Here is a 20048-nt window from a genome sequence, read left to right as displayed (position 1 = left end):
AAAGACCATGACCAATTTTAAGGATCATCTCGGTCGCCCGATCGTCGCCGTCACCGGCATGGGCATCATTACCTCGCTCGGTCAGGGGCTTGCCGATAACTGGGCAGCGCTGACCTCGGGTAAGTCAGGCATTCACAAGATCACCCGTTTCCCGACCGAAGGGCTTTCGACCAGAATCAGCGGCACGGTGGATTTCATCGATATTCCGGTTCCGAATTCCGTCGAACGTTCCTATGCCTTCGCGCGCGAAACCACCATCGAGGCGCTGGCGCAGGCCGGCATTTCCGGTGACTTTGACGGCCCGCTGTTTCTCGCAGCGCCGCCGATCGAGCCGGAATGGAGTGCCCGTTTCGAGCTTGCCGACCGCTCTCCGCCAGCCACCCAGCCGGGTGATGCCTATGAGCGGTTCCTGACGGCCTTCCGTCAGCGTCCCGATCCGGCATTCCAGGAAGCAGCGCTGTTTGGTGCCATCTCCGAGCGTCTGTCTGACCGTTTCGGTACGCGCGGTCTGCCGGTTACCCTGTCGACCGCCTGTGCATCCGGCGCGACCGCGATCCAGCTGGGCGTCGAGGCCATCCGACAGGGCCGCGCCGAACGGGCGTTGACGGTTGCGACCGACGGTTCTGTCAGCGCCGAAGCGCTGATCCGCTTCTCGCTTCTCTCGGCGCTCTCGACCCAGAACGACCCGCCGGAAAAGGCTTCCAAGCCGTTCAGCAAGGACCGCGATGGTTTCGTGATCGCTGAAGGCGCGGCAACGCTGGTGCTGGAATCGCTCGAAGCCGCCGTTGCACGCGGCGCGAAGGTTCTCGGCATCATCAAGGGCGCCGGTGAAAAGGCTGACAGCTTCCACCGTACGCGCTCTTCGCCCGATGGCGGCCCCGCGATTGCGACGATCCGTGCGGCACTGGCCGATGCGGGCGTGGCCGAAACCGATATCGGTTATATCAACGCCCACGGCACCTCGACGCCTGAGAACGACAAGATGGAATATGGCTCTATGCTGGCCGTCTTCGGCGAAGGCCTGAAGAACATTCCGCTGTCGTCGAACAAGTCGATGATCGGTCATACGCTGACCGCCGCAGGTGCAGTGGAAGCGGTGTTCTCGCTGCAGACCATGCTGACTGGCACGCTGCCACCAACAATCAACTATAACAATCCCGATCCGACCATCACGCTCGACGTGGTGCCGAACGTGAAGCGGGATGCCGAGGTGGGTGCGGTTCTGTCGAATTCCTTCGGGTTCGGCGGGCAGAATGCAAGCCTTGTCATGACGCGGGAACCGGCTTAACCGGTTCGTTACAACAGGGGCGTTTCCGAATGACTTGCGGAAACGCGCCCGTTTCTTTGATTTCGCATTCCAGCCGCAAAACCGTTACAGAGTTTTGCCGGAATGATTTTAGATAACGCCTTCGGGCGAAGGACTGATATATGCGCGCTCTTCAACTCGTCGACGACCGGAAGCTCGAAAAAGTGGATCTGCCCGAACCGGATGCGCCGGCGCCGGGCGAGGTAACGCTGCGCGTCAAGGCCGTGGCGCTCAACCACATCGATGTTTGGGGCTGGCGCGGCATGGCTTTCGCCAAGCGCAAGATGCCGCTCACAATCGGTGCGGAAGCCTCGGGTGTGGTGGAAGCCATCGGTCCGGGCGTATCCAACGTGCTGCCCGGCCAGCTGGTCGCGATCTATGGTGCGCGCACCTGCGGGCTGTGCAAACCCTGCCGCGAAGGCCGCGACAATCTGTGCGAACATGTCCAGGGCGTGCACGGTTTCCATCTCGACGGTTTCGCGCAGGAAAAGATCAATATTCCTGCCCGCCAGCTCGTGCCGGCGCCGCATGGCGTCGACGCCGTCGGTGCTGCTCTTGCGCCGGTGACGTTTGGCACGGTTGAGCACATGCTGTTCGACAATGCCAAGCTGGAGTCCGGCGAAACCATCCTCATTCACGCCGGCGGTTCGGGCATCGGCACGGCGGCAATCCAGCTTGCCAAGAAGATGGGGTGCACCGTCATCACGACAGTCGGTTCCGATGATAAGATCGAACGGGCGAAGGCGCTCGGGGCCGATCATGTGATCAACTATCGCACAGACCGTTTCGAAGGCGTCGTGCGCAAGCTGACGAAAAAGAAGGGCGTCGACGTCGTGTTCGAGCATGTCGGCAAGGATACCTGGGCGGGTTCGATGTTCTCGCTGAAGCGCGGCGGTCGTCTCGTCACCTGCGGTTCCACATCCGGTGTTTCCACCGACATCAACCTGATGATGCTGTTCCAGCAGCAGCTGAAACTGCTCGGCTCCTTCGGCTGCCGTATGGAGAACATGGCCAACGCCATGCAGAAGATGGCACGTGGCATCGTGCATCCGGTCATCGACACCGAAGTGACCTTTGACGATATCGACCGGGCGCTGGAGCGCATGGAGACGCGTCAGGTGTTCGGCAAGATCGTGCTGCGGATGGACTGAGCATCTTGAAGCTGTTCCTGACACGGATCGTCCTGAAACTGGACCACTTCCGGCAGTGGCTGATTGCGACATTCGCCTTCGGCCTTCTCAACCTGCTGAAGCTCTTTCCCGCCGATGCGGGCATTCGCGCCGCTGACAGACTGGCACGTTTCGTGGGGCCGAAAACCGGCCGCCACAAGCTGATGCTCCATAATCTGGCGCGCGCCTTTCCGGAGAAGTCCGAAGAAGAGCGGCTCGAGATCGCCATGGACAGCTGGGCCAATATGGGTCGGCTGGCGGCGGAATATGTCTTTCTCGACCGGCTGTTCGATTTCGATCCGGAAAAGAACGAGCCGGGACGCATCGAGGTCCAGGGCATCCCGACCTTCCTCGAGCTGCGCGACAATCCGCGGCCTTTCATCGTCTTTACCGCCCATAGCGGCAATTTCGAACTGCTGCCGGTTGCCGGCTCGGCTTTCGGTCTCGATGTGACGGTGCTGTTCCGGCCACCGAACAATCCCTTTGTGGCCGAGAAAGTGTTCAGTTTCCGCAAGGAGCGCATGGGCAATCTCGTGCCCTCGCATGCCGGCTCCTCCTTCGCGCTGGCGCGGCAGCTGGAAAAGGGCGGTGGTGTGGGTGTGCTCGTCGACCAGAAATTCGGCAAGGGACTGACGACGAAGTTCTTCGGACTTGAGGTTCGCACCAATCCGCTTCTCGCCAAGCTGGTGCGGCAGTTCAATTGCGATGTCTATCCTGCCCGTTGCGTGCGCCTGCCCGATAATCGCTACCGGCTGGAAATCGAACCGAAGGTTGAGATTCCGCGCGATGACAAGGGCAATGTCGACATTCAGGCGACAGCGCAGCTTCTGAACGACAAGGTGGAAAGCTGGGTGCGCGAATATCCCGGCCAATGGCTGTGGTATCACGACCGGTGGGACGTTAAGCACCAGATTTGAGGATGCTGGCTGGCTCGTGCTCTCAGAGCAATTTTCACAAAATTAGGCGCAGGAACTGTGCTTTTCGAAATTTTTCCATAGTAGTGGAACCTCATTTTTCGTTCATGGATTATCGAAATTGAAAAAATAGCAGCGGCTGTGATATTTTGAGCAACAATCCCCGCCGTGTTTTCGCGCTTCGTTACGTCATTTTTAAGCGCGGAGACGCTATTATCAGGGATAATTGGTCTATCCTTTCGGATTAGGATCGGGATGTTTGCCCGTTCAGGGAGAGTTGGGTTGAAAGATTTGATTGAGCTGTTCTGGCTGCGTTATACGGAACTGCAATCTGCCGTTGGTAAAAACGAGGCCGACAAGATCGCAGTGCTGGAGCGTGAACTGGAGCAGCTTCTCGAGCGCGTCGTCGGACGCAAGACCGAAAGCTCCGAAGACATTCGCGAGCAGTTCCGTTTTGCTATCGATCTCCTCAACCACGAGGCGGAAGACCTTGGCTGCGTGCAGCGCAATTCCGAACTTCTGCGAACGCTCGTCGACCGTTACGTCGGCATGCCGCTCAAGGCGAAAGTGATCGGTGACGAAGATGCAGACAGCCTCGAATGGCACCACCGCCATCTGATCCTCGATGAAGATATGCTCAACGATCTCGATGAGCCTGTCGTCATCGTGTCCCCCGGTTACCGCGTGTCCTTTGCCAATGCGCTCGACGCCTTCCAGCGTAATGCGCCGGAAGGGCTCGTCGGCTGCCACATCGCCGAACTCGTCGGTGTCCACCGTTTCCAGAACGCACTCAGGGAAAAGCTCGATAATTGCTTCAAGGGCGATACGTCGAAATATACCTATGCGGAAGACCAGAACGGTCGCACAATCGTCAAGTCGCTCGAAATGTCGCCTTGTTATTCTTCCGCCTACAAGCTCGTGGGTGCCATGGTGGTCATCCGCGAAATTGCCGATCGCAGGCGCCGCGCTGCGGGTTGACCCCAAACTCCGCTGATATCCGAAGGACGCGCTGAACGCGCCCGATCAGTCCCTTATTTCGGGAAGACGGTTTCCCAGATCGTGGCGATGGACCAGGCGGACGAGGCGTCAATCAGAAGCTTCGTCGCCATGGCCAGACACGACAGAACCAGAAGCGGGCGGATGATCTTCGCGCCGTTTTTCATGGCGAAACGCGACCCGATCTGCGCCCCGATGAATTGGCCGAACCCCATTGCCAGTCCGAGCTTCCACAAAACCGCGCCGCCCATCGCGAAGACGACGAACCCGCCGAAATTGGAGCCCAGATTGAGAAGCTTGGTATGGGCTGTCGCCTTCAGCATGCCAAAACCGGCAAGTGCCACGAAGGCGAGCATGTAAAAGGAACCGGCGCCCGGACCGAAGACGCCGTCATAAAAGCCGATCAGCGGCGCGGCGGTAAATCCGAACACCAGCGGTGTGATGCGGCGATGGCTGTCTACATCGCTGAGCTGTGGCTTGAAGGCGAAATAGATCGCTATGGCGATCAGCAGGAAGGGCATGATGGTGCGCAGAAGATCGGCAGGCACGAAGGCGGCTGTCAGCGCCCCGAGCATTCCGCCGGCCATCGCCATCAACCCCATCGGCAATTGCTCTTTCAGATTGACATGGCCACGTCTTGCGTAAGCGAGAGTGGCGGAGGCCGAACCGAACTGTGCCTGCAGCTTGTTCGTGCCAAGCGTATCGAGTGGCGGTATTCCCATGATCATCATTGCCGGAATGGTGATGAGGCCACCGCCGCCGGCAATGGAATCGATAAAGCCGGCGAAAATGGCGACGCAGAAGAGGATGAGGAAAACGTTGAGGGCGATGTCTTGCACTTGGCATGTCCGGGCAGGCGGAAGGAGAGGCCCCTTCTTTCACCGAAAACGCGGTCACGCAATATTTTTCTGTATGGTCTGAGGGGCGCCGGGGGATTGCGGTGCTGCCGCTTATCGTTATGTTTCCGTGGCGCGTCGCCGGAACGACGGATGGCGCCTGACACATGTGGATGAGGGCATTATGCATAAAGTGATATTCGATACGGACCCCGGTGTGGATGACGCCATGGCGCTTCTGTTCCTGCACCGCCACCCCGATATCGATCTGATCGGCGTCACCACCGTTTTCGGCAACGCGCCTATCGACATCACCACCCGCAATGCGCTTTTCCTCAAGCGGGAATGGCAGATGACCGCGCCGGTCGCGAAAGGGGCGGGCGTGACCTTCGATCCGGCCCGCAAGGAAGGCCACTGGCCGACCTTTATCCATGGTGAAAACGGCCTTGGCGATATCGACATTCCAGCGACCATCGACCTGCCGCTCGACCCGCGGCCCGCGCATCGCTTCATCATCGAGACCGTTAAGGCCAATCCCGGTGAAGTGACGCTTATTGCCGTTGGCCGCATGACCAATCTGGCGCTGGCTTTGCGCGAAGAACCTGATTTCGCGGCGCTCGTCAAGGAAGTCATCGTCATGGGCGGCGCCTTCGACATCAACGGCAATGTCTCGCCGGCGGCCGAGGCCAATATTCATGGCGATCCGGAAGCGGCCGATCTTGTCTTCACCGCGCCGTGGCGCGTGGTTGTCGTCGGTCTCGATGTCACGACAAAAACCGTGATGACCAGCGCCTTCATGGCTGAGATGGCAGAGGCGGGCGGCAAGCCGGTGCAGCTGCTTTCGGACCTGTCGCAATTCTACATCGATTTCTACAAGACCCGCACCGGTGACGGCATGGTGGTGCACGACAGCTGCGCCTGTGTCTATCTCGTCGCGCCGGAACTGTTTACCACCCGCAGCGGCCCGGTGCGCGTCGTCTGCGGCGGCCTTGCCGACGGCCAGACCATCCAGAAGCCAGACGGACGCGCCTTTCCGCCGGGCGACTGGGATGGGCATCCGAGCCAGCTGGTCTGCACGGATATCAAGCCGGAGCGCGTGCTTTCGGTCATCCGCGCGGCAATTGTGAAGGGTGAGCGCGGCTGAACGACAGGAATGGCCGTTCTTGAGCATGGCTTGCCTTGCATTTTCCCAGAATCTGGCGTTATGCAAGTTCCCTGATCATAGTGCGCGATCCGCCTTGCCGGAGGGCTTGAAAAGGCGGTGCCGGTAGGACGGGCGGATCACCGCTAGGCGGCGTTGGCCCGAGAAAACCCTTGTGGGTTTTCCCCTGCTTTGCGCTACAATGAATAACGCCTGCCGGGTCGGTTCGTGTCGGCGGCGTTTAACAACAAAAACGAACCTTCGTTATGGACCGGAAGAACCGGTCCATTCCCATGAGGAAAGAGATGGAAGAGTTTCACAAGGTCCGGCGTCTGCCGCAATACGTCTTCGAACAGGTCAACCGTTTGAAAGCGAGCGCGCGAGCGGCCGGGGCCGATATCATCGATCTCGGCATGGGCAATCCCGACCTTCCGACCCCGAAGGCCATCGTCGACAAACTTTGCGAGGTCGTTCAGGACCCGCGTACCCATCGTTATTCCTCGTCTAAGGGCATTCCCGGTCTTCGCCGCGCGCAGGCGGCCTATTATGCCCGCCGTTTCGGCGTTAAACTGAACCCCGACACGCAGGTCGTCGCCACGCTCGGCTCCAAGGAAGGTTTCGCCAACATGGCGCAGGCCATCACCGCGCCGGGTGACGTGATCCTGTGTCCGAACCCGACCTATCCGATCCATGCCTTCGGCTTCCTGATGGCGGGCGGCGTTATCCGCTCGATGAATGTCGAGCCGGATGAAAGCTTCTTCGGGCCGCTGGAACGCGCCGTGCGCCACTCCATTCCGAAGCCGCTGGCGCTGATCGTTAATTATCCTTCGAACCCCACGGCGCATGTCGCGTCGCTCGATTTCTACAAGGACGTCATCGCCTTTGCGAAGAAGCACGAGATCATCGTGCTTTCCGACCTTGCCTATTCGGAAATCTATTTCGACGAAAGCAATCCGCCGCCCTCCGTTCTCGAGGTTCCCGGTGCGATCGACGTTGCGGTGGAATTCACTTCCATGTCGAAGACGTTTTCCATGCCCGGCTGGCGCATGGGCTTTGCCGTTGGCAACGAGCGGCTGATCGCGGCGCTGACCCGCGTGAAGTCCTATCTCGATTACGGCGCCTTCACACCCATCCAGGTTGCTGCGACCCATGCACTGAACGGTGACGGCTCGGACATTGCCGAAGTGCGCAATGTCTATCGCCGCCGTCGCGATGTCATGGTCGACACCTTCGGCAAGGCGGGCTTCGAAGTACCGCCGCCGGCGGCCACCATGTTCGCCTGGGCGAAGATCCCGGAAAAATTCCGCCATCTCGGCAGCCTGGAATTCTCCAAGCTCCTGGTCGAGAAGGCAGATATCGCCGTTGCTCCCGGCATCGGCTTCGGCGAGATGGGCGATGATTACGTCCGTCTCGCGCTCGTGGAAAACGAGCATCGAATTCGTCAGGCAGCGCGCAATCTGAAGCGTTTCCTGTCGACCGCAGACGAAACGATGCACAACGTCGTTTCGCTCAACGCCCACAGATAAGGGCAAACCCAGGGCGGCCGGGTCTCGGCCGCCACCATCACCAGCAATCAGGAACATACCCATGGCAGATTCATTGAGAATCGGCATAGCGGGGCTCGGCACTGTCGGCGCTTCGCTCGTGCGCATCCTCCAGCAGAGAAGCAACGAACTTGCGATTACCTGCGGACGCGCAATTGAGATTATTGCGGTGAGCGCGCGTGATCGTTCGCGTGACCGCGGCATTGATCTCACGGGTATTACCTGGTTCGACACGCCTGAACAGATGGCGAGCGAAGCCGACATCGATGTATTTGTCGAACTGGTCGGCGGTGCTTCCGGACAGGCCGAAAATGCGGTGCGGGCAGCGCTGTCGCGCGGTCTCCATGTGGTGACAGCCAATAAGGCGCTGCTGGCCAAGCATGGTGTCGAACTGGCGACCGTTGCCGAAGACAAGGGCGCGCTTCTGAACTTCGAGGCGGCGGTCGCTGGCGGCATTCCCGTCATCAAGGCCCTGCGTGAATCGCTGACCGGCAATCACGTGACGCGCATCTACGGCATCATGAACGGCACCTGCAACTACATCCTCACAAAGATGGAGAAAGAAGGCCTGTCCTTCGAGGCCTGTCTGAAGGAAGCGCAGCGGCTGGGATATGCAGAGGCTGATCCCGCCTTCGATATCGAAGGTAACGACACCGCGCACAAGCTTTCCATTCTGACCACGCTTGCCTTCGGCAACAAGATCGCTGCCGACGACATTTATCTCGAAGGCATCACCAATATTTCGATCGAGGACATCCAGGCGGCTGCCGATCTAGGCTATCGCATCAAGCTTCTCGGCGTGGCGCAGGTCACCGAATCCGGTATCGAGCAGCGCGTCCATCCGACCATGGTGCCGCTTGATTCCGTCATCGCGCAGGTCGATGGCGTCACCAACGCCGTGGCGATCGAATCCGACATTCTCGGTGAATTGCTGATGGTCGGACCCGGCGCCGGCGGCAACGCCACGGCATCCGCCGTGCTCGGCGATATCGCCGATATCGCCAAGAGCCGTCCCGGTGCACAGCGTGTGCCGGTGCTCGGCCGTCCAGCGAAATCGCTGACGGACTATCGCCGCGCCAAGATGAAGAGCCACGAGGGCGGTTACTTCATCCGCCTCACGGTGAAGGATCAGGCCGGTGTGTTCGCCTCCATCGCCAGCCGCATGGCTGACAATAACATTTCGCTGGAATCCATCGTGCAGCGCCAGCGCGTGCACGTGGAAGGCGCGCCGCAGACAATCATCCTTGTTACGCACGCGACAATGGAAGATGCGATCCGCAAGGCGGTAAAAGCGATCAAGAACGAGAAATATCTCGTCAGCGAGCCCCAGGTCATCCGCATCGAGCGGACCTGAAGCGCGACGCTACTGTCGTGAGATCAAAAACCGCGTTTCCATCCGGAAACGCGGTTTTTTGTTGCTTGGGGGACCGGCGCCTTCCTGCGGTCTGGCGGCCGCAAAATTTGAGGGGACGGTGCGTGAAGCGCTGGAAAGCAGGGCGATTCGGCCTTATGGTTAATCGTGTTCACCAAGCGAGGGAGGCGTGGCCGTGACATCGATCATCCTGTTCAAGGACAACAAGCGCCAGGGCGCTCCGGCGAGCCATCACCGGGCGCGGCCGCATAATGCCAATGACAATATTCGCAGCATGGAATTCGATATGGCCGAATATGAGCGTAACTGGTGTTCGCTCGCGGTATTTTCGCTGCTGCTGCTTGTTGCGGCCGTCTCGATTGTCAGCCCTTTTTTCTCGATTTTCTCGACGTGATTTCGTCAAGGCGCGTTTTTGCTTGAAAAACGCAGCATCGCCATTTAGCCCGTTCTAACCATTAGAGCGCCTGTTGGCGCGAATGACAGGACGAATGGACAGGATGGTAATGATGGAGCCGGCCGATACCGTGGCCCGCGCATTTTTAAGCGTGGAGCGGTCGGCAACAGAACAGCGGTGGGTGTCTCGGCTGGATCAGGCCGGGCAGAACCGTGCGCTGGCCATGTCCCAGGTCCACGGTATTCCGGAACTGATCGCCCGGGTGCTCGCCGGGCGCGGTGTAGGGGTGGACGATGCCCTGGCGTTCCTTGATCCCACCATTCGCTCCCTGATGCCCGACCCGCATGTGCTGACCGATTGCGAGAAGGCCGCCGAGCGGCTTGTGCGCGCCATTGAAGCGGGTGAGAAGGTGGCGATCTTCGGGGATTACGATGTCGACGGCGCTGCTTCCTCCGCGTTGATGTACCGGTTTCTTGCACATTTCGGGCTGACGCCCGAGATCTACATTCCCGACCGAATTTTCGAGGGTTACGGGCCTAACCCGGCGGCGATGCAGCAGCTGGCCGCCAATGGCGCGACGCTGATCGTGACGGTCGATTGCGGATCCACCAGCCATGAATCGCTCAAGGCGGCAAAAGAGGCAGGAACGGACGTTGTGGTCATCGACCACCATCAGGTGGGTACGGAACTGCCGCCGGCGGTGGCGCTGGTCAATCCCAACCGGGAGGACGATCTGTCGGGGCAGGGGCATCTCTGTGCCGCCGGCGTGGTGTTCCTCGTGCTCGTCGCCACGCTTCGCGTTCTCAAGGACAGGCGGCACCGCCAGGCCTTCACGCTCGATCTGCTGTCATTGCTCGACATCGTTGCGCTTGCGACGGTCTGCGATGTGGTTCCCCTGAAAGGGCTGAACCGCGCCTATGTGGTGAAGGGCCTGATTGCCGCACGCCACATGAAAAATGCCGGCCTTGCCGCGCTGTTCAAGAAGGCGGGGCTGGGCGGGCCTGTGACACCCTATCATTTCGGTTTCCTGATCGGACCCCGCATCAACGCCGGGGGGCGTATTGGCGACGCTGCGCTTGGCAGCCGATTGTTGACGATCGATGATTCCTCGCAGGCCGAGGTGATTGCCGAGCGGCTGGACGAGCTGAACCGCGAGCGACAGGCGATGGAAGCGGCGATGCTGGCGGAGGCCGAAGCGGAGGCCCTGTTCGAATATGGCGACGGCTCGGGTGCCGGTGTTATCGTCACCGCGCGTGAAAACTGGCATCCCGGCATTGTCGGCTTGTTGGCCTCGCGCCTGAAGGATCGCTTCCGCCGCCCGGCTTTTGCCATTGCCTTCGATCCCTCCGGCAAGGGCACCGGCTCCGGCCGTTCGATCGCCGGCTTCGACATGGGGCGGATGGTGCGCGCTGCCGTGGAGGCCGGCCTGCTGGTCAAGGGCGGCGGTCACGCCATGGCGGCAGGCCTCACGGTTGAGCGCGCCAATCTCGGCAAGCTCAGGACCTTTTTCGAAGAAGCCGCGGCAAAGACCGTAAACGAGCTGGTGGAGAGCAGCGTATTGAAGATTGATGGCGCCATCGGCGCTTCGGGGGCTACGTTGCAGCTTGTCGACCAGCTGGAACAGGCCGGTCCCTATGGTTCCGGTCATTCTCAGCCGATCTTTGCCGTTCCGGCGCATCGCCTGCGTGATGTGCGGCTGGTGGGCACATCCCACGTCAAGATCACGCTGGAGGCCATGGATGGCTCACGGCTGGACGGAATCGCGTTCCGCGCCGCCGAGGCGCCCCTGGGACAGATGCTCATGAATGCCCGCGGACGGAATATTCACGTCGCGGGTACTGTTGGCGCCGATCTCTGGCAGGGGCAAAGGCGGGTTCAACTGCGTGTTCTGGACGCCGCTTTCGCGCCCTGAAAGGGCCACCAATCTATCTCGACTGTCACCGGCCAACGGTTGTCGCTGATCTACGCACTACAACAGGATATCTTTACGCGATGCGTGAAGATTTTCGTTTATGTTGCTGATTTTAAGGAAGAAGCAAGTGGCACGCCCTAGGGGAGTCGAACCCCTCTTTTCAGAATGAAAATCTGACGTCCTAACCGATAGACGAAGGGCGCGTGCGCTTGTGGTGTGGCGCCCTTATAGTCAGGCTCCCGTTGCTCCGCAAGCGGAAAAACTGATTTTTTTCGCTTTGCGGCGAGTTTTTTTGGCAGGGCGGAACGGGCTGTGGAAAACCCGGTCGGACCGGCCCAAATCCTTGAATTACCGCTCCAATCTCGCGCGGCACGGGACGCGACGAAGCGGTGCAAGTGGGCAAAGCCCAGCATCGTGGCCGTTGAGCTGGCAACGCTCTGCCGAAGCTCGGGACTTCCTGATGATCTGGGGGAGGGGAAAGGCAAGCCGGGTGAATTGCGCGGCGGCATTTCGTCCGGCTTGCCTTCCATCGGGGGGACAGGCATCTAACGTGCCGACGGCAAATCGGTTCCGCAGCAATGATGAGATGCTGGAATTATTGCGATTTTATCGAATGATTTCGTCGTGTGGGAGGTAACCAGCAAAGCAAGTGGCACGCCCTAGGGGAGTCGAACCCCTCTTTTCAGAATGAAAATCTGACGTCCTAACCGATAGACGAAGGGCGCGTGCGCTTGTGGTGTGGCGCCCTTATAGTCAGGCTCCGGTTGCTCCGCAAGCGGAAAAACGCATGATTTGACAAAAAAATGACATGGGTGGCCAGAAGCCCTGGAAAACAAGGATTCTTGTTTCGTAACAAAAGGTTAAAGCGTGCTGGGTCCCGCGGTTTTGCGCTTCTAACGGAAGAGAATGATGTGTGGGAACGCGTTGGTGGGCAGTGATTCACTCAAGTGACTCCGGGACGTGAGAAGCGCAGCGTCATGAAAAGCCAAAGATCACGCCAGATCTGGTGCTGGGTTGTCGTCATAAAAAAACGGGGCCCAAAGGCCCCGTCCGATGATGCTTTAAGATGATGGTCTCAATGCAGGATCTGGCTGAGGAACAGGCGGGTACGCTCGTGCTGCGGATTGTCGAAGAATTCGGCGGGTGAGTTCTGTTCGACGATCTGGCCCTGGTCCATGAAGATAACGCGGTTTGCGACCTGACGCGCAAAGCCCATTTCGTGGGTCACGCACAGCATGGTCATGCCGTCTTCTGCGAGGCTGACCATGGTATCAAGCACTTCCTTGACCATTTCCGGGTCGAGCGCCGAGGTCGGCTCATCGAAGAGCATGATCTTCGGCTTCATGCAGAGCGAGCGGGCAATCGCCACACGCTGCTGCTGACCGCCGGAAAGCTGGCCCGGATATTTATGCGCCTGCTCGGGAATCTTCACGCGCTTCAGATAGTGCATCGCGACTTCTTCGGCTTCCTTCTTGGGCATCTTGCGAACCCAGATCGGCGCCAGCGTGCAGTTTTCGAGGATCGTTAGATGCGGGAAGAGGTTGAAGTGCTGGAACACCATGCCAACTTCGCGGCGCACCTCGTCGATCTTCTTGAGGTCGTTGGTAAGCTCGATGCCATCAACGACGATGCTGCCCGACTGGTGCTCTTCCAGACGGTTGATGCAGCGGATCATGGTCGATTTGCCCGACCCGGAAGGACCGGCGATGACAATGCGCTCGCCCTTCATGACCTTCAGGTTGATATCACGCAGCACATGGAAATCGCCGTACCATTTGTTCATGCCGGTGATTTCGATTGCGACGTCCGTCGCCGAGACGGTCAGTTTTTTTGCCTGGGTTTCTGCCATTTTGAGCGTCCCTTATCGTTTATGCCCGGTGTCGAGGTGCCGTTCCATGAACAGCGAATATCGCGACATGCCGAAGCAGAATATCCAGAATACGAAGCCTGCGAAAATATAGCCAGTCATGGCGGTGACGGGCGTGGCCCAGTTCGCATCCGATTGGTTGAGTGTGACAATACCGAGCAGGTCGAACATGCCGATGATCGAGACCAGCGACGTGTCCTTGAAAAGCCCGATGAAGGTGTTGACGATGCCCGGAATGACGAGCTTCAGCGCCTGCGGCAGCACGATCAGCCTCGTCTTCTGCCAGTAATTCAGGCCGAGCGAGTCCGCACCTTCATATTGTCCTTTCGGAATGGCCTGCAGGCCGCCGCGGATCACTTCCGCCATATAGGCGGAGGAGAACAGCGACACGCCGACCAGCGCACGCAGGAACTTGTCGAAAGTCCAGCCGTCGGGCAGGAACAGCGGCAGCATGATGCTGGCGAAGAACAGGACGGTGATCAGCGGGATGCCTCTGATGACCTCGATGAAGAGGACGCAGAGCATCTTGATGACCGGCAGGTTCGAGCGTCTGCCGAGCGCCAGAAGAATGCCGAAGGGCAGCGACACCGTTATCCCGAAGAAGGACAGGATGAGCGTGACCATCAGGCCGCCCCAGAGCTGCGTTTCCACCTTTGGCAGGCCGAAGACGCCGCCGATGAGCAGGAAGAACGCAATGAAGGGCAGGATGATGAAGAGCGCCAGCGCATTGAGACGCTTGAACGGCGCCTTGGGAATGAGCATCGGGACCAACAGGATCGCGAACGTCACCATCACGAGGATGGGACGCCAGCGCTCGTCAATGGGGTAACGGCCGAAGACGAATTGTCCGAGCTTGGCCGAGACAAAGGCCCAGCAGGCGCCGGACTGTCCGTCCGGAAGCGCGCCGCCCTGTGAAGCGGTGAGACACGCAATACGGTCGCTGCCGGTCCAAACCGCGTCGATAAACAGCCACTCGATGATCGGCGGCACGATATAGACGAGGAGGGCAATAGCAAGGACGGTGAGCACCGTATCCTTGGGCGTGGCGAAGAGCTTGGTACGCAGCCAGTGGGTTACGCCCACCGCGCTCGATGGCGCGGGGCGGGCTTCCTCAATGGTCTGGCGCACGAAGGCGTGGTTGCTGATCGTCATCGTCATCTCTCCACCAGAGCCATTTTCGCGTTGAACCAGTTCATGACGACGGCCGTGAGCAGGGACAGCGAGAGATAGATGACCAGCCAGATGGCAACGACTTCAACCGCCTGACCCGTCTGGTTCAGGATCGTACCTCCAACGGAGACGATGTCGGCAAAGCCGACGGCGACCGCAAGCGACGAGTTCTTGGTGAGGTTGAGGAACTGACTTGTCAGCGGCGGAATGATGATGCGCATGGCCTGCGGCACGACGATGAGACGTGTCGTGGTGCTGGAGCGAAGCCCAAGCGCGTCGGCAGCTTCCGTCTGCCCCTTCGCCACGGCCTTGATGCCGCCGCGAACGATCTCGGCGATGAAGGAGGCAGTGTAGAAGGACAGCGCCAGGAACAGCGACATGAATTCAGGCGCGACGACGGCGCCGCCCGAAAGGTTGAAGCGTCCGGCGATGGGGTAATCGAATGTCAGCGGCGCGCCGATTGCGAGGAACGTGGCGAGCGGCAATCCGATGACGAGCAGCGTTATCGTTATTCCGGTGCGGAATTGCTGTCCGGTTTTTTCCTGTCTGGCTTTCGCCCAGCGGTAAACAAGCACGCTGACGACGACGGCGACAAGAAAGGCCAGCGGCACGAGCCAGATTCCGTCCCCCCAGAGCGGTTTCGGAAAGAAGAAGCCACGATTGTTGAGGTAGGTGCCGAGCGGCAGCTCGAGCGATTCGCGTGCCTGCGGCAGGACCGAGATGACGCCCTTGTACCAGAAGAAGATCACGAGCAGCGGCGGGATGTTGCGGAAGATTTCCACATAGGCCTGCGCGAGCTTCGAGATCAGCCAGTTGTTGGACAACCGGGCGATACCGACGATGAAACCGATGATCGAGGCGGCGATGATGCCAAAAAACGCAACCTGGATCGTGTTGAGAATGCCGACGAGCAGCGCCCGGCCATAGGTCGCATCGCTGGTATAAGCGATCAGCGACTGGCCGATGTCGAAGCCGGCGCGTCCGTTGAGGAACCCGAAGCCGGATGAAATGTTTGAACGTTGAAGATTGGTGATCGTATTCGTCACGATGACCCAGACGAAGGCGGCCAGGATGACGACCGTCAGGACCTGGTAAAAAATGCCGCGTATGCGTGGATCGTAGATAAGTGACGACGCGCTTTGCGCGCGCGATCGTTGCGAACTGACCGCGTTGCCTGCCATAGGCACCTTTCCCTTTTATATGCTCTTTGCGAGCTTATTTATATAATTTGAAGCGGAGGCCGGGTGTTGCCCAGCCTCCTTATGATCTAGCCGATGATGGGGCCGATCAACGGACCGGCGGTGCGTATTGCAGGCCGCCCTTGGTCCAGAGCGCGTTCTGGCCGCGCTCGATCTTCAGCGGCGAGCCGGCGCCGACGTTGCGGTCGAAGACTTCGCCGTAGTTGCCCACCAGCTTGATGATGTTGTAGGCCCAGTCATTGGTCACGCCGAGATCGGTACCGATCTTGGTGCCTTCTTCCGTGCCGAGCAGGCGCTTCACGTCCGGATTTGCGCTGTTCTTCTGCTCGTCGACGTTCTTGGAGGTGATGCCAAGTTCTTCGGCATTGACCATGGCGTAATGAACCCAGCTGACGATGTCGAACCACTGGTCGTCACCCTGGCGAACGGCCGGACCAAGCGGCTCCTTGGAGATGACTTCAGGCAGAACGATGTTTTCTTCCGGGTTCTTCAGCTTCAGGCGGATCGCGTAAAGGCCCGACTGGTCAGTGGTGTAGACGTCGCAACGGCCGGCATCATAAGCAGAGGTCGCGTCGGCTTCCTTTTCGAAAACCACCGGGTTGTACTGCAGATTGTTGGTCTTGAAGTAGTCGGCGAGGTTGAGCTCCGTGGTCGTGCCGGTCTGTACGCAGACGGCGGCGCCGGAAAGCTCGAGAGCGGACTTCACGTTGAGGCTCTTCTTGGCGATGAAGCCCTGGCCGTCGTAGTAGTTGACGGTACGGAAGTTGAAGCCCAGCGACGTGTCGCGGCTGATCGTCCAGGTGGTGTTACGGGTCAGAACGTCGACTTCACCGGACTGGAGAGCCGGGAATCGGTCCTTGCTCGAAAGTGCGACGAACTTGGCCTTCGAAGGATCGCCGAAAACCGCTGTGGCAATACCACGGCAATAGTCCACATCGATACCGGACCACTCGCCCTTGTCATCGGGATTGGAGAATCCCGGAATGCCGGCGCTGACGCCGCAGGTGACGAAACCCTTGCCCTTCACATCCTGAAGCGTCGCAGCCGAAGCGACCGAGGCTCCTCCCAAAACTGCTGCGCCGATGGCGGCCGACAGAATTGCCTTTTTCATTTTTCCCAACCTTTGTTTGTTATCGTCACTTGGAAGAGGACCGGCATGTTTGTTCTGCCCCAGCTCCCCCTTCAGCGAGATCTTTTCGATCCGCTTTTTCTATCACAATCGCAATTGGCAGCGGGGTCAAGACGTGCGGGCAATAATTGTGCCTATAAAACGGAATTTTCCAAAATTTGGTCGTGAAGTGTGCAAAGGGTGAAAATATAAGCATATTTTTGCGGAAATTTGCACTTGCACAGTATTTGTATACTTGTTGTATTCTGGCTGGCGATGGATCAATCCCGTCGGTTGTTGCGTCCCGGCGGGACTTGACCTTGCGGTTCGCTCTCAGCATTGTCGCACGCGTCAATGTTCCTTCGAAAGCTGATCTGAAATGACCAAGACAAATGACCTGCTTTCCGCCGCAGGTGTGAATACGCGCCTCACCCATGGCGGCAATGATCCCGCGGACTGTTTCGGTTTCGTCAATCCGCCAATCGTGCGTGGCTCGACGGTGCTTTTTCCCGACGCGGAGACGCTTTCGACCGAAAACCAGAAATATACCTATGGCACCCACGGCACGCCGACGACCGATGCGCTCTGCAATCTTGTCAATGAGCTGGAAGGGTCTGCCGGAACCATTCTCGTGCCTTCGGGCCTTGCGGCCATCACGGTCCCGTTCCTTGCCTATCTCGGCGCTGGCGACCACGCGCTGATCGTCGATTCCGTTTATTTTCCGACACGTCGCTTCTGCAATACGATGCTGAAGAAGCTGGGTGTCGAAGTGGAATATTACGATCCGGCCATCGGGGAGGGCATAGAGGCTCTCATCCGGCCGAACACGAAGCTGGTGCATCTGGAAGCGCCGGGTTCCAACACCTTCGAAATTCAGGATGTCAGGCTGATCACCGATATCGCTCATCGGCATGATTGCGTTGTGACGATGGACAATACCTGGGCGACGCCGCTTTATTTCAAACCTTTGGATTTTGGCGTCGATGTTTCCATCCACGCTGCCACCAAATATCCCTCGGGCCATTCGGATGTGCTGATGGGCTTCGTCTCGGCCAATGAAAAGCACTGGAAGGCGCTTTATCAGGCCAATACCAATCTCGGGATCTGCGTCACTTCGGACGATGCTTATCAGATCCTGCGCGGCATGCGCACGATGGGAATCAGGCTGGCGCACCATCAGAAAAGCGCGCTCGACATCGCCACATGGCTGGAGAGCCGGGACGACGTCGTGCGCGTGCTGCATCCGGCGCTGCCGAGCTTTGCAGGGCATGATCTGTGGAAGCGCGATTTCAAGGGAGCAAGCGGCGTCTTCTCCTTCGTGCTGAAGTCGGAAGAAGGCAGATACAAGCAGACGGCGGCCGCGTTCCTGAATGCGCTGACCTTTTTCGGGCTCGGTTACTCCTGGGGCGGCTACGAATCGCTTGCCGTTTCGGTCTCGCTTGTCGACAGGACCATCGCCAAGGGTCCCTCGGAGGGACCGGTCATCCGCCTGCAGATCGGGCTTGAGGATGTCGCCGATCTCAAGAAGGACCTCGAGGCCGGCTTTGCAGCCGCGGCCGCGGTTTGATCTCAGCCCTTGGCGCGATAGCCGTAGAGCCAGTCGAAGTCCTTCAGGAAGGCGTCGGTGGGACGCGTGGAAAACACGAAGTCCCGCGCGATACGCACCGGGCCTGTGGCGTGATAGGCAAAACGATTGAGAGAGGCCCGCTTGCGGGCCTTTTCTATGCGCGGCAGGCGCAGGGCCTCGAAGGCGGCAAGAGCCTGCGGCGCGGGCAGGGTGGCTGCAGCATCGCTGCCCACCATGGTTCCCGCGAGTTCAAACGCATCCTCGATCGCCATGGCTGCCCCCTGGGCGGCGAACGGCATCATGGCATGCGCTGCGTCGCCGATCAGCACCGCGTCCCGGCCATTGTGCCAGCGGCCGGCGCCGGCCTGATAAAGCGGCCAGAAGGTCGGGTTTTCGGACGAATCGAGCAACCGGACGATGTCAGGGCTGAAGCCGCGAAACTGTTCAAGAAGCAGGGCTTTCTGCCGCCCGCTCGATTCCGCCCGCCACGTCGCGCCGGGATCGGCGCCCAGCGCGATGGCGACGATGTTGAAACCGCCGACTTCTTTCAGCGGATAGGCGACGATATGGCCACCCGAGCCGAGATAGGCCGTGACGGCGCTTTTGTTGATGGCCGACGGCACGGCATTGGCGGCAACGGTGAAGCGCCAGGCGACATTGCCGGAGAAGGTGGCGGTGGGAGCGGCAGGAACGGCAAAGCGGGCCGCCGACCAGACACCGTCCGCGCCGACAATCAGATCATGGTCGCGGAATGTGGTTGCGGCAATCACATCGGCCGTCGCGTTTTCGATGCGTTTGCCGAGATGCAACCGGCATAGCGGATTGTCTGTCACCGTCTGGAGAAGTGCGCTTTGCAGGGTGGAGCGGTGCAGCACGCCATAGGGTGCGCCCCAGCGTGTACGCGCCACCGCGCCCACAGGCAGGGAGAGCAGCGTTGCGAGCGATTTTCCGGAGGCGAGTTCGACACTGACGGGCTCGGTCCAGCGCGCCTCGATGGCAGGCAGCACGCCAAGCGTGGCGAGAATGCGGGCGGCATTGGGCGAAATCTGCAGGCCGGCGCCCACTTCCGTCAGTTCGCCGGCCTGTTCGATGATGTCGCAGTCTATACCGTGCCGGGCAAAAGAAAGGGCAGCGGTGAGACCGGCAATGCCGGCACCGATAATGGCTACGGATTTTATGGGCATGATGCGCCCCGATCAGGAAAAGTGGAGGTCAGGCAGCCTTCACGTGGAAAACGCAGCCCGGAGGATTGGTCTGCTCGGCCTTCAGCGACGGGTTGTAGCGATAAAGGGTGGAGCAGTAGGAACAGACCTTCTCATTGTCGTCGCCCATATCGATGAAGATATGCGGATGATCGTAAGGAACGGAAGCGCCGGTGCACATGAATTCCTTGACGCCGATCTCGATCATGCGGTGTCCGCCATCGTTCTGGAAGTGGGGAATGGTATGCCCGGCCATGTTCGTCTCCAAATGCAATATCGTTGTAGAGCCGCAATCCGGCTTCGCATGCCGGCTCGTCGTTGCGGATATGTAGCCTCAAACGCATTGCATCT

Annotated in this window: 17 protein-coding genes and 2 tRNA genes; 10 read left to right on the top strand and 9 right to left on the bottom strand. The window is 59.5% G+C overall.

Annotated features, from left to right (window positions below; genetic code table 11):
* Nucleotides 1-7: 7 nt before the first annotated feature.
* From HQN82_RS05800 to HQN82_RS05785, 4 genes are all read left to right on the top strand, one after another.
* Nucleotides 8-1288: a beta-ketoacyl-ACP synthase gene (locus tag HQN82_RS05800; RefSeq protein ID WP_077986271.1), complete on the top strand. Its 1281-nt coding sequence runs from the start codon at nucleotides 8-10 to the stop codon at nucleotides 1286-1288.
* Nucleotides 1289-1428: 140 nt separating this feature from the next.
* Nucleotides 1429-2457, top strand: a complete 1029-nt coding sequence (locus HQN82_RS05795) for a zinc-binding dehydrogenase (protein WP_004441953.1) — start codon at nucleotides 1429-1431, stop codon at nucleotides 2455-2457.
* Nucleotides 2458-2462: 5 nt separating this feature from the next.
* Nucleotides 2463-3392 carry a lipid A biosynthesis lauroyl acyltransferase gene (locus HQN82_RS05790; RefSeq protein ID WP_167497146.1) on the top strand — a complete coding sequence of 310 codons (930 nt, stop codon included), beginning with the start codon at nucleotides 2463-2465 and terminating at the stop codon, nucleotides 3390-3392.
* 279 nt (nucleotides 3393-3671) lie between these two features.
* Nucleotides 3672-4367, top strand: coding sequence for a nitrogen regulation protein NR(II) (locus tag HQN82_RS05785; RefSeq protein ID WP_006697409.1), 696 nt, complete (start codon nucleotides 3672-3674; stop codon nucleotides 4365-4367).
* Nucleotides 4368-4420: 53 nt separating this feature from the next.
* Here the strand turns inward: HQN82_RS05785 and HQN82_RS05780 are convergent, their stop codons facing one another.
* Nucleotides 4421-5224, bottom strand: coding sequence for a TSUP family transporter (locus HQN82_RS05780; protein ID WP_022556201.1), 804 nt, complete (start codon nucleotides 5222-5224; stop codon nucleotides 4421-4423).
* 181 nt (nucleotides 5225-5405) lie between these two features.
* On the opposite strand from HQN82_RS05780, the gene HQN82_RS05775 reads away from it, so the two are divergent.
* From HQN82_RS05775 to recJ, 5 genes are all read left to right on the top strand, one after another.
* Entirely contained in the window at nucleotides 5406-6365 is a 960-nt protein-coding gene (locus HQN82_RS05775) for a nucleoside hydrolase (protein ID WP_004441945.1), read from the top strand.
* Between the two features lie 302 nt (nucleotides 6366-6667).
* Nucleotides 6668-7888, top strand: coding sequence for an LL-diaminopimelate aminotransferase (locus tag HQN82_RS05770; RefSeq protein WP_112765827.1), 1221 nt, complete (start codon nucleotides 6668-6670; stop codon nucleotides 7886-7888).
* A gap of 61 nt (nucleotides 7889-7949) precedes the next feature.
* Complete coding sequence (locus HQN82_RS05765; RefSeq protein ID WP_173614638.1) at nucleotides 7950-9260, top strand: homoserine dehydrogenase; 1311 nt, start codon at nucleotides 7950-7952, stop codon at nucleotides 9258-9260.
* 187 nt (nucleotides 9261-9447) lie between these two features.
* Nucleotides 9448-9672 (top strand): hypothetical protein, encoded by a 225-nt coding sequence (locus HQN82_RS05760; RefSeq protein WP_022556200.1) that lies wholly within the window; start codon nucleotides 9448-9450, stop codon nucleotides 9670-9672.
* Between the two features lie 103 nt (nucleotides 9673-9775).
* Nucleotides 9776-11584 (top strand): single-stranded-DNA-specific exonuclease RecJ, encoded by a 1809-nt coding sequence (gene recJ / locus HQN82_RS05755; protein WP_234904873.1) that lies wholly within the window; start codon nucleotides 9776-9778, stop codon nucleotides 11582-11584.
* A 128-nt stretch (nucleotides 11585-11712) separates the two neighbouring features.
* Here recJ and HQN82_RS05750 read toward each other — a convergent pair.
* The 6 genes from HQN82_RS05750 to HQN82_RS05725 all read right to left on the bottom strand — a co-directional run bounded on the left by HQN82_RS05750 (nucleotide 11713) and on the right by HQN82_RS05725 (nucleotide 16931).
* Nucleotides 11713-11787: transfer RNA gene (locus tag HQN82_RS05750), tRNA-Glu, on the bottom strand.
* Nucleotides 11788-12234: 447 nt separating this feature from the next.
* Nucleotides 12235-12309 (bottom strand) — tRNA-Glu (locus tag HQN82_RS05745).
* 350 nt (nucleotides 12310-12659) lie between these two features.
* Nucleotides 12660-13433, bottom strand: a complete 774-nt coding sequence (locus tag HQN82_RS05740; protein ID WP_004441935.1) for an amino acid ABC transporter ATP-binding protein — start codon at nucleotides 13431-13433, stop codon at nucleotides 12660-12662.
* A 12-nt stretch (nucleotides 13434-13445) separates the two neighbouring features.
* A complete protein-coding gene (locus tag HQN82_RS05735; protein ID WP_004441933.1) occupies nucleotides 13446-14603 on the bottom strand; it encodes an amino acid ABC transporter permease in 1158 nt (385 codons plus the stop codon).
* Between the two features lie 2 nt (nucleotides 14604-14605).
* Complete coding sequence (locus HQN82_RS05730; RefSeq protein ID WP_004441931.1) at nucleotides 14606-15802, bottom strand: amino acid ABC transporter permease; 1197 nt, start codon at nucleotides 15800-15802, stop codon at nucleotides 14606-14608.
* Nucleotides 15803-15908: 106 nt separating this feature from the next.
* Nucleotides 15909-16931, bottom strand: coding sequence for an amino acid ABC transporter substrate-binding protein (locus HQN82_RS05725; RefSeq protein WP_004441929.1), 1023 nt, complete (start codon nucleotides 16929-16931; stop codon nucleotides 15909-15911).
* 376 nt (nucleotides 16932-17307) lie between these two features.
* Between HQN82_RS05725 and HQN82_RS05720 the strand changes: the two genes are divergently transcribed.
* Entirely contained in the window at nucleotides 17308-18495 is a 1188-nt protein-coding gene (locus HQN82_RS05720; protein WP_112765825.1) for a cystathionine beta-lyase, read from the top strand.
* Between the two features lie 2 nt (nucleotides 18496-18497).
* Here the strand turns inward: HQN82_RS05720 and HQN82_RS05715 are convergent, their stop codons facing one another.
* The gene (locus tag HQN82_RS05715) at nucleotides 18498-19679 is read right to left on the bottom strand and encodes an FAD-dependent monooxygenase (protein WP_173614637.1); all 1182 of its coding nucleotides are present in this window, start codon (nucleotides 19677-19679) and stop codon (nucleotides 18498-18500) included.
* A 28-nt stretch (nucleotides 19680-19707) separates the two neighbouring features.
* Nucleotides 19708-19953 carry a zinc-finger domain-containing protein gene (locus HQN82_RS05710; RefSeq protein WP_004441925.1) on the bottom strand — a complete coding sequence of 82 codons (246 nt, stop codon included), beginning with the start codon at nucleotides 19951-19953 and terminating at the stop codon, nucleotides 19708-19710.
* Nucleotides 19954-20048 lie beyond the last annotated feature (95 nt).

The organism is Agrobacterium pusense, from assembly GCF_013285525.1.
Lineage (GTDB): Bacteria > Pseudomonadota > Alphaproteobacteria > Rhizobiales > Rhizobiaceae > Agrobacterium > Agrobacterium pusense.
The sequence above is the reverse complement of the archived record's forward strand: the minus strand, read 5'-3'. Positions and strand labels throughout refer to the sequence as shown.